This window comes from Nocardioides pantholopis (assembly GCF_003710085.1).
GTDB classification, from domain to species: domain Bacteria; phylum Actinomycetota; class Actinomycetes; order Propionibacteriales; family Nocardioidaceae; genus Nocardioides; species Nocardioides pantholopis.
On the sequence record NZ_CP033324.1, the window covers coordinates 1,459,994 to 1,476,501 of the forward strand.

At 73.7% G+C, this 16,508-nt stretch carries 16 protein-coding genes; 14 read left to right on the forward strand and 2 right to left on the reverse strand.

The features are described from left to right. Positions 1–4 precede the first annotated feature (4 nt). The 14 genes from rsmD to EBO35_RS07020 all read left to right on the forward strand — a co-directional run bounded on the left by rsmD (position 5) and on the right by EBO35_RS07020 (position 14,067). Entirely contained in the window at positions 5–583 is a 579-nt protein-coding gene (gene rsmD / locus EBO35_RS06955) for a 16S rRNA (guanine(966)-N(2))-methyltransferase RsmD (RefSeq protein ID WP_122817072.1), read from the forward strand. Position 584: 1 nt separating this feature from the next. Beyond that, a complete protein-coding gene (gene coaD, locus EBO35_RS06960) occupies positions 585–1,085 on the forward strand; it encodes a pantetheine-phosphate adenylyltransferase (protein WP_122817073.1) in 501 nt (166 codons plus the stop codon). A gap of 92 nt (positions 1,086–1,177) precedes the next feature. Beyond that, entirely contained in the window at positions 1,178–1,741 is a 564-nt protein-coding gene (locus EBO35_RS06965; RefSeq protein WP_122819430.1) for a YceD family protein, read from the forward strand. A 63-nt stretch (positions 1,742–1,804) separates the two neighbouring features. After that, on the forward strand, positions 1,805–1,990 hold the full coding sequence (gene rpmF, locus EBO35_RS06970) for a 50S ribosomal protein L32 (protein WP_122817074.1): 186 nt from the start codon (positions 1,805–1,807) through the stop codon (positions 1,988–1,990). Next, positions 1,987–2,730: a ribonuclease III gene (gene rnc, locus EBO35_RS06975; RefSeq protein WP_206422779.1), complete on the forward strand. Its 744-nt coding sequence runs from the start codon at positions 1,987–1,989 to the stop codon at positions 2,728–2,730. Before rpmF ends, rnc begins: the two co-directional genes overlap by 4 nt. Positions 2,731–2,736: 6 nt before the next feature. Beyond that, positions 2,737–3,648 carry a bifunctional DNA-formamidopyrimidine glycosylase/DNA-(apurinic or apyrimidinic site) lyase gene (mutM, locus tag EBO35_RS06980; protein ID WP_122817076.1) on the forward strand — a complete coding sequence of 304 codons (912 nt, stop codon included), beginning with the start codon at positions 2,737–2,739 and terminating at the stop codon, positions 3,646–3,648. A gap of 114 nt (positions 3,649–3,762) precedes the next feature. Then, positions 3,763–3,972 carry a hypothetical protein gene (locus EBO35_RS06985; RefSeq protein WP_122817077.1) on the forward strand — a complete coding sequence of 70 codons (210 nt, stop codon included), beginning with the start codon at positions 3,763–3,765 and terminating at the stop codon, positions 3,970–3,972. Positions 3,973–4,111: 139 nt separating this feature from the next. Continuing rightward, positions 4,112–7,678 (forward strand): chromosome segregation protein SMC, encoded by a 3,567-nt coding sequence (smc, locus tag EBO35_RS06990; RefSeq protein WP_122817078.1) that lies wholly within the window; start codon positions 4,112–4,114, stop codon positions 7,676–7,678. After that, a complete protein-coding gene (locus tag EBO35_RS06995) occupies positions 7,675–8,130 on the forward strand; it encodes an acyl-CoA thioesterase (RefSeq protein ID WP_122817079.1) in 456 nt (151 codons plus the stop codon). The genes smc and EBO35_RS06995 overlap by 4 nt, the downstream gene beginning before the upstream one ends. Positions 8,131–8,263: 133 nt before the next feature. Continuing rightward, on the forward strand, positions 8,264–8,503 hold the full coding sequence (locus tag EBO35_RS07000; protein ID WP_127480323.1) for a hypothetical protein: 240 nt from the start codon (positions 8,264–8,266) through the stop codon (positions 8,501–8,503). 198 nt (positions 8,504–8,701) lie between these two features. After that, positions 8,702–9,850, forward strand: a complete 1,149-nt coding sequence (gene ftsY / locus EBO35_RS07005) for a signal recognition particle-docking protein FtsY (RefSeq protein WP_206422697.1) — start codon at positions 8,702–8,704, stop codon at positions 9,848–9,850. Positions 9,851–10,068: 218 nt separating this feature from the next. Next, positions 10,069–11,376: an ammonium transporter gene (locus EBO35_RS07010; protein ID WP_241153903.1), complete on the forward strand. Its 1,308-nt coding sequence runs from the start codon at positions 10,069–10,071 to the stop codon at positions 11,374–11,376. Then, on the forward strand, positions 11,373–11,711 hold the full coding sequence (locus tag EBO35_RS07015; RefSeq protein ID WP_122817081.1) for a P-II family nitrogen regulator: 339 nt from the start codon (positions 11,373–11,375) through the stop codon (positions 11,709–11,711). The genes EBO35_RS07010 and EBO35_RS07015 overlap by 4 nt, the downstream gene beginning before the upstream one ends. 139 nt (positions 11,712–11,850) lie before the next feature. After that, entirely contained in the window at positions 11,851–14,067 is a 2,217-nt protein-coding gene (locus EBO35_RS07020; RefSeq protein ID WP_164477850.1) for a [protein-PII] uridylyltransferase, read from the forward strand. A gap of 18 nt (positions 14,068–14,085) precedes the next feature. On the opposite strand, the gene EBO35_RS07025 is transcribed toward EBO35_RS07020, so the two are convergent. Both EBO35_RS07025 and EBO35_RS07030 read right to left on the reverse strand, forming a co-directional pair. Beyond that, positions 14,086–14,289: a YbdD/YjiX family protein gene (locus tag EBO35_RS07025; protein ID WP_122817083.1), complete on the reverse strand. Its 204-nt coding sequence runs from the start codon at positions 14,287–14,289 to the stop codon at positions 14,086–14,088. Further along, the gene (locus tag EBO35_RS07030) at positions 14,286–16,484 is read right to left on the reverse strand and encodes a carbon starvation CstA family protein (protein WP_122817084.1); all 2,199 of its coding nucleotides are present in this window, start codon (positions 16,482–16,484) and stop codon (positions 14,286–14,288) included. The genes EBO35_RS07025 and EBO35_RS07030 overlap by 4 nt, the downstream gene beginning before the upstream one ends. Between the last annotated feature and the right edge of the window lie 24 nt (positions 16,485–16,508).

Genomic DNA, 16,508 nt, shown 5'->3' on the forward strand with positions numbered 1-16,508 from the left:
TCCGATGACGCGCATCATCGCCGGGGCCGCCGGCGGCCGGCGGCTGGCGACGCCCCGTGGCACCACCACCCGCCCCACCAGCGACCGGGTGCGCGAGGCGCTGTTCTCCGCCATCGAGTCGTGGTGCGGGTCCCTGCGCGGCCTGCGGTTCCTGGACCTGTACGCCGGGTCCGGGGCGATCGGCCTCGAGGCGTGGTCGCGCGGGGCCGGCGTCGTCACGCTCGTGGAGTCCGACCGGCGCACCGCCGCGCTGATCGCCACCAACGCCCGGACCATCGGCTTCGCCCGTGCCGACGTCGTGGCGGCCAGCGTGGCGACCACGCTGGCCCGCCGGCCGGCCGCGCCGTACGACGTGGTCGTCGCCGACCCGCCGTACCCGCTCACCGAGGAGGCGCTCGGCGCCGACCTGCGGGCCCTGGTGGACCACGACTGGCTGGTGCCGGGGGCCCTGGTCGTGGTCGAGCGCTCCGCGCGCAGCCCCGAGCCGTCCTGGCCGGACGAGATCACCGGGGTCCGGCGCAAGAGCTACGGCGAGACGGTGCTTTGGTACGGTTCCGCCGCCGGACCACCAGAGGGGGAGTGACGTGCGCACAGCGGTCTGTCCGGGGTCCTTCGACCCGGTCACCAACGGGCACGTCGACATCGTGCGGCGCGCGGCCCGCCTCTTCGACGAGGTGGTGGTCGCCGTCGGGACCAACGTCTCCAAGAGCCGGCTCTTCGCCCCCGAGGAGCGCCTGGAGATGCTCACCGAGGCGATGGCGGACCTGCCGAACGTGCGGATCGCCGGGTTCCAGGGCCTGATCGTGGAGTTCTGCCGCGACATCGGCGCGGTGGCGATCGTCAAGGGCCTGCGCGGCGCCACCGACTACGAGTACGAGCTTCCGATGGCGCAGATGAACTCCCACCTCACCGACGTCGAGACCGTGTTCGTCCCCGGGGCGACCCGCAACGCGTTCGTCTCCTCGAGCCTGATCAAGGAGGTCGCGGCCTTCGGCGGCGACGTCACCGGGCTGGTGCCGCCCGCGGTGCACGACCGGCTGCTGGCCCGGCTCGCGGAGCGGGCTGCCGCCCGCGCCGAAGGCTGAGCCCGCGCGCGGACGCCCTGGTTTGGCCGTCAGGTCCCGCGACCGTTACGATTCCGACGTTCTGTTTGTGCCCGGAGCTGGGAGTGATTGACCTGTTCAGCCTGGACCCGAGAGCGCCGCTCGTGCTCGACACCCGCGAGCTCGGCCGACGCGCGGGGTCCCAACGACAGGGGTCGCTGACGGTTCCGGCGCCCGCAGAGCTTGGCATCGAAGTCCTTGGTGTCCCCGAGGGTGCGCCGGTCGAGTTGGACCTGCGCCTCGAGGCGGTCATGGAGGGTGTCCTGGTCACAGGTACGGCGCGAGCCGTGCTGGAGGGCGAGTGCGCACGGTGCCTGGAGCCGATCCGCGACGAGATCGAGGTTCGACTCCAGGAGCTGTACGTCTACGACGACTCCCGCGACAGCGACATCGCCGCGGAGGACGACGAGGTCAGCATGCTTAAGGACGACCTGCTCGACCTTGAGCCTGTGCTGCGGGACGCGGTGGTGCTTGCACTGCCGTTCCAGCCTTTGTGTGAGGACGACTGTCCCGGACTGTGCCCCGACTGCGGGGCCCGGCTCAAGGACGACCCGGACCACCAGCACGAGGCTGCGATCGACCCGCGCTGGGCAGAGCTGGCTGAGCTGAAGCAGGACGAAGACCCCGACGCCGGGTGATCCACCCGGCGCCGACCACCACGATGGCCGGATCAGATCCGGTCACGGCATGAGGAGAGAACTGTGGCTGTCCCGAAGCGGAAGATGTCGCGCAGCAACACGCGTCACCGTCGCTCGGCCTGGAAGGCCGTGGCGCCGACCCTGGTGACGTGCGCGAACCCCGCCTGCGGCGCCAAGCACCTCCCGCACCGTGCGTGCGGCTCGTGCGGCCAGTACGGCGCCCGCGCAGAGCGCCGCCAGGTCCTCTGAGCACGCTCAGGTCGACGGGCAGCGGTCCACGGACCGACTACCCGGGGCTGCGCGAGGCGCTCGGTGATCCCCAGCTGGATGCCGAGCTCCTCGAGCGCGCCCTGACCCACCGCTCCTTCGCCTACGAGAACGGCGGGCTGCCGACCAACGAGCGCCTGGAGTTCCTCGGGGACTCCGTGCTCGGCGTGGTCGTCACCGAGACGCTCTACCTGCGCCACCCGGACCTCTCCGAGGGCCGGCTGGCGAAGCTGCGCGCCGCCGTGGTGAACGCCCGTGCGCTGGCGGAGGTCGGGCGCGCGATCGGGCTGGGCGAGCACGTCAAGCTGGGCCGTGGCGAGGAGTCCACCGGCGGGCGCGAGAAGGCCTCGATCATCTCCGACACTGTCGAGGCGGTCATCGGGGCGGTCCACCTCAGCGGCGGGCTCGAGGCGGCCGCCGCCGTCGTCCATCTGCTCTTCGACCCGATGATCGAGGCCGCCTCCGGCCTCGGCGCCGGGCTGGACTGGAAGACCTCGCTGCAGGAGATCGCCGCCGAGCACTCCCTCGGCGTCCCCGAGTACGTCATCGAGGACGAGGGTCCCGACCACCTGAAGACCTTCCGGGCCCAGGTCCGGGTCGGCGAGCGCCTCTACGGCAACGGCGTGGGCCGCTCCAAGAAGGAGGCCGAGCAGGCCGCCGCGGAGACGGCGTACGGCGAGATCCTCGCGCACGTGGGCGCGGGCACCGACCCCACCGGCTGAGCGTTCATGCCCGAGCTCCCCGAGGTCGAGGTGGTCCGCGCCGGACTCGAGCGTCATGTCCTCGGCGCCCGGATCACCCGGGTCGACGTGCTCCACGAGCGGCCGGTCCGGCGTGACCTGCGGGGCCCCGCCGGCTTCGCGGAGGCGCTGGTGGGCCGCCGGTTCGTGGGCGCCCGGCGCCGCGGCAAGTACCTCTGGCTCCCGCTGGACGACGGTGACGCGCTGCTGGCCCACCTCGGGATGAGCGGCCAGCTCCTGGTGCAGCCGCCCGGCGCCCCCGCGGAACGGCACCTGCGCGTCCGGATCGCGCTCGACGGCGCGGCCGAGGACCGGGAGCTGCGCTTCGTGGACCAGCGGATGTTCGGCGGCCTGTCGGTCTCCACCGGTGGCGCGGAGCTGCCGCCGGAGATCGCGCACATCGCCCGCGACCCGCTGGACGAGGAGTTCGACGACGACGAGTTCGTCCGCCGGGTGCGCCGTCGCAGCTCGGGCATCAAGCGCCAGCTGCTCGACCAGAACCTCGTCTCGGGTGTCGGCAACATCTACGCCGACGAGGCCCTGTGGCGCGCCCGCATCCACGGCGAGCGTCCGGGGGACCGGCTCGGCGCGGCGCAGGTCCGGGACCTGCTCGGCCACGCCCGGGACGTGATGACCGAGGCTCTCGGCCAGGGCGGGACCTCCTTCGACGCCCTCTACGTCAACGTCAACGGGGAGTCCGGGTACTTCGACCGCTCGCTGCACGCCTACGGCCGCGAGGGGGAGCCCTGCGAGCGGTGCGGGACCCCGATGCGACGGGTGGCGTTCATGAACCGCTCGTCGTACTTCTGCCCGGTCTGCCAGCCCGCCCCGCGGCGGCGTCGCGCCCGTCCGACCCCGGTCGCCGACGCGCCCGTCGGCGGGATGCCGCTCCCAGATTGACCCTGTTCGCCGCCGGTGGGACTCTGGTAGATGGTCCCGCTGCGGGACTCGGCTCCATGCACCACCCGTCGCACCGACTCTGTCCAGCTCACTCCACGCATCGGAAGGCACCTCATGGCTAAGGCGCTGATCGGCTACCTGAACAGCGACCTGCGAGCGACCGCCGACCTGGCGGCCGAGAACCGGCGGCTCCGGACCCGGGTGGGCGAGCTCGAGGCCCTCGTCCTCAGGCTCTCCCAGGAGAACGACGAGCTCGCCTCCCGCGCGGCCGCCCTCCTCGACCTCGACGTGACGATGCAGTCCGAGGACATGCAGCCCGCCTGACGGACTGCCCCCGCCGCCGCGGTTCCCGGTCTCGGCGCGCCCCGGCCGGTACGCTGCACGCGCTGGCCTCCCCGCGCGCGCCCTGCGAGGAGCCAGCCCGGTGCCCAGCACCGGTGTCCGACGGTCCGGGAGGCCCACGGTGTACCTCAAGAGCCTGACCCTGAGGGGCTTCAAGTCCTTCGCCTCCTCGACGACCCTCCAGCTCGAGCCCGGCATCACCTGCATCGTCGGGCCCAACGGCTCCGGCAAGTCCAATGTCGTCGACGCGCTCGCCTGGGTGATGGGCGAGCAGGGCGCGAAGTCGCTGCGCGGCGGCAAGATGGAGGACGTCATCTTCGCCGGCACCTCCGGGCGACCCCCGCTGGGCCGGGCCGAGGTGGTCCTCACCATCGACAACTCCGACGGCGCGCTGCCGATCGAGTACGCCGAGGTCACGATCAGCCGGACGATGTTCCGCAGCGGCGGCTCGGAGTACGCCATCAACGGCCAGGGCTGCCGGCTCCTCGACGTCCAGGAGCTGCTCTCCGACTCCGGCATCGGCCGGGAGATGCACGTCATCGTCGGCCAGGGCCAGCTCGACGCGATCCTGCACGCCACCCCCGAGGACCGGCGCGGCTTCATCGAGGAGGCCGCCGGCGTCCTGAAGCACCGCAAGCGCAAGGAGAAGGCGCTGCGGAAGCTGGACTCCACCGAGGGCAACCTCAACCGCCTCCACGACCTGCTCGGCGAGATCCGCCGCCAGCTCAAGCCGCTGGGCCGGCAGGCGGAGGTGGCCCGGCGGGCCGCGACGGTCCAGGCCGACGTCCGCGACGCCCGCGCGCGGCTGCTGGCCGACGAGCTCGTCACGGTCCGGACCACCCTCGAGCAGGAGCTGGCCGACGAGACGCTGCTGGTGCAGCGCCGCGAGCAGGTCGAGGAGCAGGTCCGGCTCACCCGGGAGCGGGAGTCCGCCCTGGAGGCGGCGCTGCGCGAGGACCTCCCGGCGCTGTCGCAGGCTCAGGACACCTGGTTCGCGCTGTCCGGGCTCCGCGAACGGCTGCGCGGCACCGAGTCGCTGGCCGCGGAGCGGGTCCGCAACGCGGCCGGGACGAGCGAGGCCGAGGCCCGCTCCGGCCGGGACCCCGACGAGCTCGAGGCCCAGGCCGCCCAGGCCCGGGAGCGCGAGCAGCAGATCGGCGCCGAGGTCGACGCCCACCGGCGGGCGCTGGAGGACGCGGTGACCGCGCGCAAGGCCGCCGAGGACGCCGCCGCGGAGGAGGAGCGCCGGGTGGCCGGCCTGCAGCGGGCGGCCGCCGACCGGCGCGAGGGGCTGGCCCGGCTGCACGGCCAGGTGAACGCGCTGCGCTCGCGCGCCGCGGCGGCCGACGACGAGGTCGGCCGGCTCCGGCTCGCCCGCGAGGACGCGCAGGCGCGCGCCGAGCGGGCGCTGCGGGACTTCACCGCCCTGGAGACGAAGGTCGCCGGCCTGGACGCCGGCGAGGAGGGGCTCGACGCGGCGCACGAGGCCGCCGTTCAGGCCCTCGACGACATCGAGGAGCGGCTCGCCAAGGTCCGCGACGCGGCCCGGCAGGCCGACCGCGACCGCTCGGCGCTGGCCGCCCGCAAGGACGCGCTGGAGATGGGCCTGAGCCGCAAGGACGGCACCGGCGCGCTGCTGGCGGCCAGCGACGAGCTCTCCGGCCTGCTCGGCTCGGTCGCCGCGCTGGTCTCGGTCCGCGCCGGCTACGAGACGGCGGTCGCCAGCGCGCTCGGGTCGGCCGCCGACGCGGTCGCGGTGACCGGCGCCGACGCCGCCGTCGCGGCGATCGGGCACCTCAAGGACGAGGACCTGGGCCGCGCCGGGATGCTGCTCGGGGACGCCGCCGGGCCCGGGTCGGGCACCGGCAGCGCCGACTGGCCGTCCCTCGGCGCGGTCCCCGGCGACCCGGCGTACGCCGTGGACGCGGTCGATTGCCCCGCCGAGCTCCGCCCGGCGCTGGCCCGGCTGCTGTTCAAGGTCGCCGTCGTGCCGGACCTCGACGCCGCCCGGGACCTGCTCGACCGCGTCCCCGACGTCACCGCAGTCACCCGCGACGGCGACCTGCTCGGCACCCACTTCGCCGCGGGCGGCTCCGGGAGCCAGCCCAGCCTGATCGAGGTGCAGGCCGCCGTCGACGAGGCCGCCGCCCAGCTGGCGGAGGCGACCGCGGCGGGGGAGCGGCTGGCCTTCGAGACCAGTCGCCTGGAGGCCGAGCGGCTGGAGGCGCAGAAGGAGGCCGACGTCGCGCTGGCCCGCCTGCACGAGTCCGACGCCACCCTCGCGGCCGTCGCCGAGGAGCTCGGTCAGCACGGCTCGCAGGCGCGGGCCGCGCGTGGCGAGGCCGACCGGCTGGCCCAGGCGATCGAGAAGGCCGAGGCGGCCCGGGAGCAGGCGGTGGCCGGGCTCGCGGACCTCGAGGCCCGGCTCGCCGGGGCCGAGGAGGCCCCCGAGGAGGAGCCCGACACCGGCGAGCGGGAGCGGCTGGTCGAGGTGGCCAGGACGGCACGCCAGGCCGAGACCGACGCCCGGCTGGCGCTGCGCACCTCCGAGGAGCGGGCCCGGGCGATGCACGGCCGCGCCGACGCGCTGATGCGCACCGCCCGGGCCGAGCGGGAGGCCCGCGCGAAGGCCGCCGCGCGCCGGGAGCGGCTGCTGCGCGAGGGGCGGGCAGCGCGGGCGGTCGGGATCGCCGTCGCCCACGTCCTCACCCGCCTGGAGGTCTCGGTCCAGCGAGCGGCCGAGGCCCGCAGCGAGGTCGAGCGGTCCCGGGCCGCGCGGGAGCAGGAGCTGCTCGCGGTCCGCACCCAGCTGCGCGAGCTCGGCCGCGAGCACGACGAGCTGGTCAGCACCGTCCACCGCGACGAGCTGGCCCGGGCCCAGCAGCGGATGCGAGTCGAGCAGCTCGAGGAGCGCGCCCTCGACGAGCTCGGGCTGGCCGCCGAGGCCCTGGTCGCCGAGTACGGGCCGGACCAGCCGGTGCCGATGGCGCCCACCGAGGAGGACCCCGAGCCGGCCCCGGTCCCGTTCGTGCGCGAGGAGCAGCAGAAGCGGCTGCGCAGCGCGGAGCGCGCGCTGAGCCAGCTCGGCAAGGTCAACCCGCTCGCGCTCGAGGAGTTCTCGGCGATGGAGGAGCGGCACAAGTTCCTCACCGAGCAGCTCGAGGACCTGCGCAAGACCCGCAAGGACCTGCTCGACATCGTCCGCGAGGTCGACACCCGGGTGGAGCAGGTGTTCACCGAGGCGTACGCCGACGTGGAGCGGGCCTTCGACGCGACGTTCACCCGGCTGTTCCCGGGCGGCGAGGGCCGGCTGGTGCTCACCGATCCCGGCAACATGCTCACCACCGGCATCGAGGTCGAGGCCCGGCCCGCCGGCAAGAAGGTCAAGCGGCTCTCGCTGCTCTCCGGCGGCGAGCGCTCCCTGGTCGCGGTCTGCTTCCTGGTGGCGCTGTTCAAGGCCCGACCCTCGCCGTTCTACATCCTCGACGAGGTCGAGGCCGCGCTGGACGACACCAACCTGGGCCGGCTGCTGGAGATCTACGAGGAGCTGCGCGAGAACTCCCAGCTGCTCGTGATCACCCACCAGAAGCGGACGATGGAGGTCGGCGACGCGCTCTACGGCGTGACCATGCGCGGCGACGGCGTCTCGGCCGTCATCAGCCAGCGGCTGCGGGAGGCGCCGGCGTGAGCACCGATCGTCAGCGCCCGACCCGGGCCGACTACGTGGCCTGGCGCACCGTGACCACCCGCTGGCGCGACGACGACGCGTACGGGCACCTCAACAACGCGACCTACTACGAGATGTTCGACACCGCTGTGAACGCCCACCTGTTCGAGGCCACCGGCACCAACGTGCGCCGGCTGCGCCAGATCGGGGTGGTCGCGGAGACCTCGTGCCGCTACTTCCGCGAGATCGGCTTCCCCGACCCCGTCGAGACCGGCCTGGTCGTCGACCGGGTCGGCACCTCCTCGGTGGTCTACCGGATCGGGCTCTTCCAGGGGCCGGGGGAGGAGGCGGCCGCCGAGGGCCGCTTCGTCCACGTCTACGTCGACGACGAGGACCCGGCCCGCCCGGTCACCCCGATGCCCGACGTCATCCGGGCCGCCGTCGAGCCGCTGCTGCGCCCCGCGCGTCCCTGACCGGGCGCGGTCGTGTCGGGCGTGCCCGGCGCGCCGCCGGCTGGGTCGGCGACCCGCCGCGCGGGTACGGTGCGGCGGTTCCGGTGCCTGATCTGCCACGCTCGGAACGCTGTTGTGTCGTCAGTCTCGGGAAGTGAGTTGGAACGTGGTCTACATCGTCATCTCGATGGTGGTGATCCTGCTGGTCGCCGGAGCCGTCGTGGTCTACGCCGCCTACCCGCACCGGGGCCGCAAGGTCCCGGCGGTGCCGTGGCTGGGCGAGGCGATGGGCCGGGCCGCGGACGCCGCGCCGGTGCTGCCCGAGGAGGAGCACCGCGACCACGGGCACGGCCCGCTGCTCTCCGAGTCGCTGCGCCGCGACACCAACCGCTGACCCCGGCCGCCGGGATCGCCGGTAGCTGACCCCGCCGCCGGGGGATCCCCGGCGCACCGGGGATCCCCGCGCTTCTCGGCCCTTGCACGGCCCTAGAAGCGCGGGAGGTGGCCGAGGAGTGCCGCCCGTCGCGAGCTGGGCCGGGGCTCCCGGGTGGCCGGGGACCGCGCGCCGGAGGGCTCTGGTTGGATGGTTCCCATGGAGACCGTGGCCCTGCTGATCCTGATCATCGCCGCCGTCGGCATCGCCCTGGTCGCGGTGGTCGCGGGCCTGGTGGCCACCGGCCGGCGCAAGCCCAAGCCGCTGCCGAACACCCACACCGACGTCCTCGGCACCCCGCCGGCCGACCCCGACGCCCCGCCGGTCGAGCTCAGCTCGCCGCCGGCGACGATCGAGCCCGACGCGGAGGCCGTCCCGGTCCTGGAGCGGCCGGAGGGTACGGCGTCGCGGCTGGTGCGGCTGCGTCAGCGCCTCGCCGGCTCGCAGGGCACGCTCGGCCGCGGGCTGCTGGCCCTGCTGAGCCGGGACCGGCTCGACGAGGACACCTGGGAGTCGATCGAGGACACGCTGCTGACCGCCGACATCGGCGTCGCCCCGACCCAGGAGCTGGTCGGCCGGCTCCGGGACCGGCTGCGGGTCGAGGGCAGCGGCAGCGAGGCCCGCGCCGTGCTCCGCGAGGAGCTGCTCGCGCTGGTCGACCCGACCATGGATCGCCGGCTCCAGGTGAGCGGCGCCGACGGGAAGCCGGGCGTGGTCCTGGTCGTCGGCGTGAACGGCGCCGGCAAGACCACCACTGTCGGCAAGATCGCCCGGATCCTGGTCGCCGAGGACCGCAGCGTGGTCCTGGGCGCGGCCGACACCTTCCGCGCCGCCGCCGTGGAGCAGCTGGCCACCTGGGGCGAGCGGGTCGGCGTCGAGGTCGTGCGCGGTCCGGAGGGCACCGACCCGGCCAGTGTCGCCTTCGAGGCCGTCAAGGACGGGACCGAGCGCGAGGTCGACACGGTCATCGTCGACACCGCCGGCCGGCTGCAGAACAAGGCGGGGCTGATGGACGAGCTCGGCAAGGTCAAGCGGGTCATCGAGAAGCAGGCCCCGGTCACCGAGGTCCTGCTGGTGCTCGACGCCACCACCGGCCAGAACGGGATGATCCAGGCCCGCGTCTTCAGCGAGGTCGTGGACGTCACCGGCATCGTGCTGACCAAGCTCGACGGGTCCGCCAAGGGCGGGATCGTGGTCGCCGTCCAGCGCGAGCTCGGCGTCCCGGTGAAGCTCGTGGGCCTCGGCGAGGGTGCCGACGACCTGGCGCCGTTCGACGCCGAGGCGTTCGTCGACGCGCTGCTGGGCTAGGACCGGGCCGGGTTAGGACCGGGCTAGGGCCGGCGCCGGACACCCGACCCGCGTAACCCGGACGCAACAAAACTCCAGGACTCGTTTCCTGACGGCAACACACCATGGCGGACGGCGAAACCTCGGCCGCCGAGGGTTCTCGACAACGGCCGCCCCGTACCTGACAGCGACGTCAACCACGTGCGGACGGCCTTCCGAGAGCAAACCCTGGAGGTTTCGTGGACGGCTATTACGCCTTCATGCTGGTGGCCACGTTGTTGGTCTTGATGATGACCGTTCCTGCGCTGGCACTCTTCTACGGCGGCATGTCCCGCTCGAAGTCGGTGCTGAACATGATGATGATGTCGTTCGTCTCGGCGGCCATCGTCGGCATCCTCTACGTGCTGGTCGGCTGGTCGATGGGCTTCGGCGGCGACGGCGTGTTCTTCGCCAACCCGTTCGAGCTCTTCGCCCTCGACGGCGTCGCGACGTCGGACTACATCTTCGTGATGTTCCAGATGACCTTCGCGGTCATCACGGCCGCTCTCATCAGCGGCGCGATCGCCGACCGGGTCAAGTTCTCGGCCTGGCTGCTCTTCCTGCCCATCTGGGCGTTCCTGGTCTACTTCCCGATGGCCCACATGGTCTTCAGCTGCACCGACGAGGCGCTCATCTGCACCAAGATCGGCGCGCAGGACTACGCCGGTGGCACCGCTGTCCACATCAACGCCGGTGTCGCGGCGCTGGTGCTGGTGCTGGTCGTGGGCAAGCGCCTGGGCTTCCGCCGCGAGCCGATGCGTCCGCACAACCTGACCCTCACCATGCTGGGCGCCGGGATGCTGTGGATGGGCTGGTACGGCTTCAACGTCGGCTCGATCGTGTTCACCGGCTCCAACGACGAGGAGAACATGGCGCAGTTCTTCTCCGAGACCGGGCGCACCTTCGCGAACACCACCATGGCCACGATGGCCGCCATCCTCGGCTGGCTGATCATCGAGCGGCTCCTGCACGGCAAGGCCACCTCGCTCGGAGCGGCCTCCGGCATCGTCGCGGGCCTGGTCGCCATCACCCCGGCGGCCGGCGCTGTCAACATCAGCGGCGCCCTGGCCATCGGCGTCGTCGCCGGCGCCGTGTGCGCCTGGGCGGTCAGCTGGAAGTTCCGCCTCGGGTACGACGACTCGCTCGACGTCGTCGGCGTCCACCTGGTCGGTGGCATCATCGGCACCGTCCTCATCGGGTTGTTCTCCACCTCCGCGGGCGCCGGCGGCATCGACGGGCTCTTCTACGGCGGTGGCGTCGACTCGCTGGTCGACCAGACCCTCGGCGTCCTGGTGGCGATCGCCTACTCGGGCATCCTGACCGCCGTCATCGCACTGGCGATCAAGTTCACCCTGGGCTGGCGCGTCACCGAGGAGGCCGAGGTCGAGGGCATCGACTTCGACCAGCACGGCGAGTCCGCGTACGACCTGCACACCAGCCTCTCGCCGAGCGGCAGCACCGGGGTCCTGGCGACGGCGACCAAGAGCACGGAAGGAGCGAACGCATGAAGCTCGTCACCGCGGTGATCAAGCCGCACAAGTGGGAGGACGTCCGGGAGGCCCTCGAGACGTTCGGCGTCACCGGCATGACCGTGAGCGAGGTCAGCGGCTACGGCCGACAGAAGGGCCACACCGAGGTCTACCGGGGCGCGGAGTACGACATCGCGCTGGTGCCGAAGATCCGCATCGAGATCGTCGTGGACGACGGCGACGTCACCGACGTGGTCGGGATCGTCGTCAAGACCGCACAGACCGGCCGGATCGGTGACGGCAAGGTCTGGGTGAGTCCCGTGGAGACGGTCGTGCGGGTCCGCACCGGCGACCGCGACGAAGCAGCGCTGTGAGGCCGGCGACGGCCCGGCTCCCCGGGGTGGGGGGCCGGGCCGTCGCCGTACGTCGGGCAGGATGCGGACCCATGCGGACACCTCGGGGGAACGGGATCGAGCCAGACGCGGGGAGCCCGGCCACGGGAGGCAGCGCGGCGTGAGCGCCGAGGAGCGGCAGCACCGCACGGCGGAGGCGGACCGGCTCTGCGCGGCGGCGTACGACGGGTGCGCGGGGCCGGAGAGCGGAGCCGCGCTGGTCGCCGTCGGGGGCTACGGCCGCGGGGAGCTCGCGCCCCGCTCCGACCTCGACGTGCTCCTCGTGGGCGACGAGGGCGTCGAGCTGGGGCAGGTGGCCGAGCGGCTGTGGTACCCGCTGTGGGACTCCGGCGCCCAGGTCGACCACGCCGTCCGGTCCCTGCCGCAGGTGCTCGCCGCCGCGGAGCAGGACCTCCGGGTCGCGCTCGGCCTGCTCGACGTCCGGCACCTCGCCGGCGACCCCGGGCTGACCCTGCGGCTGCGCGCCACGGTCCTCGCCCACTGGCGCCGCACCGCACTGGAGCGGCTGCCCGACCTGCACGAGATGGTGCGCGCGCGGCACCGCCGCGTGGGCGAGCTGGCCCACCTCTCGGTGCCCGACCTCAAGGAGGCGGGCGGCGGCCTGCGGGACGCGACCACCCTCAAGGCGCTGGTCGCCACCTGGCTGGTCGACGTGCCGCACGTCGAGCTGGAGAAGAGCCGCCTGGCGCTGCTGGACGTGCGCGACCTGCTGCACGAGGCCGCGGGCCGGGGCACCGACCGGATCGCACCGGAGCTGTGGAGCGACCTCGCCACCGGCCTGGAGCTGCCCGACGCGCGCAGCGCCCAGGTGCACGTCCGCGAGCTGGGCCGCCGGATCACGCACCTGTCCCGGCTCACCTGGCGCCGGGTCGAGGACCGCCTGGCCCGTCCGCGCAGCGTCGGCGCCCGGCGCCCGGCCCTGACGCCGCTGGCGCCCGGCGTCGCGCTCTCGGGGGCGGAGGTCGTGCTGGACGGCCGGGCGCGGCCCGCCGACGACCCGGTGCTGCTGCTGCGGGCCGCGACCGTCGCCGCGGAGCGGGACGCCGTCCTGGCCCCGCCGACCGCTGCCCGGCTGGCCCGCGAGAGCGCGCCGCTGCCGGACCCGTGGCCCGACGAGGCACGGCACCTGCTGGTCCGGCTGCTGGCCTCGGGGCCGGGGCTGCTGCCGGTCTGGGAGACCCTCGAGGAGACCGGCGCCACCCGGCTGCTGCTGCCCGAGTGGGAGCGGATCCGGCTGCTGCCGCACGCGTCGGTGATCCACCGGTTCACCGTCGACCGGCACGTCGTCGAGACCTGCATCGAGGCCGGCTCGCTGATCCGCGACGTGGCCCGTCCCGACGTGCTGATGGTCGCCGCTCTGCTCCACGACATCGGCAAGGGCAGCCTCACCGAGCACAGCGTGGCCGGCGAGCCGATCGCGCGGCGGGTCGCCGCCCGGATGGGCTTCGACGCCGAGGCGGTCGACCTGGTGGCCCGGCTGGTCCGCTGGCACCTGCTGCTCTCGGAGACCGCGACCACGCGGGACCCCGACGACCCCGCCACCGTGGACCTGGTCGCCTCGCGGGTCGGCAGCCCCGAGGCGCTGGCACTGCTCGCGGCGCTGACCCAGGCCGACGCGCGGGCGACCTCGCCGCAGGCCTGGTCGTCGTGGCGGGCCGGCCTGGTCGGCGACCTGGTCCGCCGGGTCCGGGCCGCCCTGGACAGCGGCGAGCCGGCGCCACCGGTCGTCGCCGAGGAGCTGCCCGTGCCGACCCAGGCCCGCCGTGGCGGGCTCGCCCTGGACGTCGAGCCGGTCGCGGACGGGGCCCGGGTGACGGCGCTCGCCCCGGACCGGGTCGGCCTGCTGGCCGACCTCGCCGCGACCTACGCGCTGATGCGGCTCCCGGTCCGGGCGGCCCGGGCCTGGTCCCAGGACCAGTACGGCGTCTCGGTGTGGGAGCTCGGCGCCGCCGTGGACCCGGCCGTGGTGCGGCAGCGCTACGACGCGATCCTGGCCGGCCGGCTGGATCCCGCGGCCCGGCTGGCCCCGGCCGACGCCCGCACCCTCGCCCCCAGCGTGGCGGTCCGGCCGGGGGCCTCGACCCAGGCGACGGTCCTCGAGGTCCGCACCGCCGACCGGCCCGGGGTGGTCTACCTGGTCTGCGCCGCGCTGGCCCGCCTCGACGTCGCGGTGCGCTCCGCGCACGTCGACACCCTCGGGCCGCAGGCCGTGGACGTGTTCTACCTCCAGGAGTCGGGCGCGGGCGCCCTCTCCGACCACCGGGCCGCCGACGCCGCCCACGCCGTCCGCGCCGCGCTCTCCGGCGCGGACGGCTGAGCGGCCCTCAGCAGCACCTCAGCAGCACCTTGAGGACGCGTGGTGCTCGCGTACGTCGGCCCGGTGTCGCTCGTAGGCCCGGCGGCTCATCGGCTCCCGCCCGTCCTCCCGGCACCGGTCGACGTACTCCTCCCAGCGGGCCTCGCCGCTGATCTGGTGCAGGTACCACCGCACGCCGGCGACGGCCCGGGCCACGGGTCCCGGCACGCTCGTCGCGCTCATCGGCGGCCTCCGGTCGTGAGCCGCTGGGACTCCTCCCACTCGCGGACCGCCGCCTTCTCCTCGGCGGTGGCGAAGAAGTCGGCGGGTGCCACGATCCGGGACGGTGTGGGCGGCACCTCGGTGGTCGGCAGGCCGCCCGCCCGGATCGCGCGCACCCACACCACGGCGGCGTTCGCGACGACCACGATCACCAGCAGGGCGAAGACCAGCTGGAGGACGCCGTTGAGGGTGGAGTTGCTGACCACCTGGTCCATCTGACCGGCGTCCGCGGCGGGCGGGAGCAGCTCGTCGGCGTCCCGGGCGTCGCGGTAGCGGTCGGCCTGCGCGAAGTACCCGATGGCGGGGTTGTCGGAGAAGACCTTCTGCCAGCTCGCGGTCATCGTGACGATGAGGTCCCAGACCAGTGGCACCCCGGGCACCCACACCCAGCGCAGCTTGCCGTGCTTGAGCAGCAGCGTGACGCACAGGCACAGGGCGATCGCGGCGAGCAGCTGGTTGGCGATGCCGAAGAGCGGGAAGAGCTGGTTGATCCCGCCCAGCGGATCGGTGACCCCGACGTAGAGCATGTAGCCCCAGGCCGCGACCACGACGGCACTGGCGCCCCAGGCGGCCGGGCGCCACGAGGTGTCGCCGAAGCGCGGCCACAGGTTGCCGATCGTGTCCTGGAGCATGAAGCGGCCCACCCGGGTGCCGGCGTCGACGGCGGTGAGGATGAACAGCGCCTCGAACATGATCGCGAAGTGGTACCAGAACGCCGCGAGCCCGCCGCCGAAGGCGGACTCGAAGATCTGGGAGATCCCGAACGCCAACGTCGGGGCCCCGCCGGTGCGCGAGACCAGCGTCTGCTCCTCGACCGCCGCCGCCGCGCTCGCGAGCTCGTCGGCGGTGACCGAGAAGCCCAGTCCGTTGACGTACTCCGCCGCGGAGGCGAAGGTCCCGCCGGTGGCGCCCGCGGGGCTGTTCATCGCGAAGTACATGCCCTGGTCGATGACGCAGGCGGCGATCAGCGCGCTGATCGCGACGAAGGACTCCATCAGCATGCCGCCGTAGCCGATCATCCGGACCTGGCTCTCCTTGGCGAGCATCTTCGGGGTGGTGCCCGAGGAGATCAGCGCGTGGAAGCCGGAGAGCGCGCCGCAGGCGATCGTGATGAACACGAACGGGAACAGCTTGCCGGCGAAGACCGGGCCGTCGCCGTCGGTGGCGAAGCTCGTCACCGCCTCCGCGGAGAGCGTCGGCTGGGCGATGAGCACCCCGACGGCCAGCAGCACGATCACGCCGACCTTCATGAACGTCGAGAGGTAGTCGCGCGGGGTCAGCAGCGTCCACACCGGCAGCACCGAGGCGATGAACCCGTAGATGACCAGGCAGAGGGTCAGGGTCTCGGGGGAGAGCGTCAGCGAGTCGCCCAGCGCGGTGCCGTCGACGTATCCGCCGCCGATGATCGCCAGCAGCAGCAGCACGACCCCGATCGCGGTCACCTCGAGCACCCGGCCGGGCCGCAGGAAGCGCAGGTAGACGCCCATGAACAGCGCGATCGGGATGGTCAGGCCGATCGAGAACACGCCCCACGGCGATTCGGCGAGCGCGTTGACCACGACCAGGGCGAGGACCGCGAGGATGATGATCATGATCGCGAAGACCGCGATCAGCGCGGCGGTGCCGCCGACCACGCCGATCTCCTCGCGCACCATCTGGCCCAGGCTCTTGCCGTCGCGGCGCATCGAGAAGAACAGCACCATCATGTCCTGGACCGCGCCGGCCAGGATGACGCCGACGATGATCCAGATCGTGCCGGGCAGGTAGCCCATCTGGGCGGCGAGCACCGGGCCCACGAGCGGGCCGGCGCCCGCGATCGCCGCGAAGTGGTGGCCGAAGAGCACCCGCCGGTCGGTGACCTCGAAGTCGACGCCGTCGCCGAGCCGCTCCGCGGGGGTGGCCCGGGTGTCGTCGACGCCGAGCACCCGCCGGGCGATGAACCGCGAGTAGAACCGGTAGGCGATCGCGTAGGAGCACAGGGCGGCGAACAGGATCCACAGCGCGGAGACCTCCTCGCCGCGGGAGAGCGCGAGCACCGCCCAGCAGACGGCGCCGACCAGGGCCACGACCGACCAGACGGCGATCGAGACCGCGCGCGGCCGCCCGCGCGAGGGCGCTGGTCCGGGACTTCCGGGAGTACGGGTGGTGGTCGCCATCGAGGTCCTCCTGGGCCGAGCGTC

Excerpts from the sequence above, each read along its gene's own strand:
- EBO35_RS07015 (WP_122817081.1), top strand. The coding sequence starts at position 11,373 with ATGAAGCTCGTCACCGCGGTGATCAAGCCGCACAAGTGGGAGGACGTC.
- ftsY (WP_206422697.1), top strand. The coding sequence starts at position 8,702 with ATGGAGACCGTGGCCCTGCTGATCCTGATCATCGCCGCCGTCGGCATC.
- EBO35_RS07030 (WP_122817084.1), bottom strand. The coding sequence starts at position 16,484 with ATGGCGACCACCACCCGTACTCCCGGAAGTCCCGGACCAGCGCCCTCG.
- EBO35_RS06985 (WP_122817077.1), top strand. The coding sequence starts at position 3,763 with ATGGCTAAGGCGCTGATCGGCTACCTGAACAGCGACCTGCGAGCGACC.
- mutM (WP_122817076.1), top strand. The coding sequence starts at position 2,737 with ATGCCCGAGCTCCCCGAGGTCGAGGTGGTCCGCGCCGGACTCGAGCGT.
- rsmD (WP_122817072.1), top strand. The coding sequence starts at position 5 with ATGACGCGCATCATCGCCGGGGCCGCCGGCGGCCGGCGGCTGGCGACG.
- EBO35_RS07025 (WP_122817083.1), bottom strand. The coding sequence starts at position 14,289 with ATGAGCGCGACGAGCGTGCCGGGACCCGTGGCCCGGGCCGTCGCCGGC.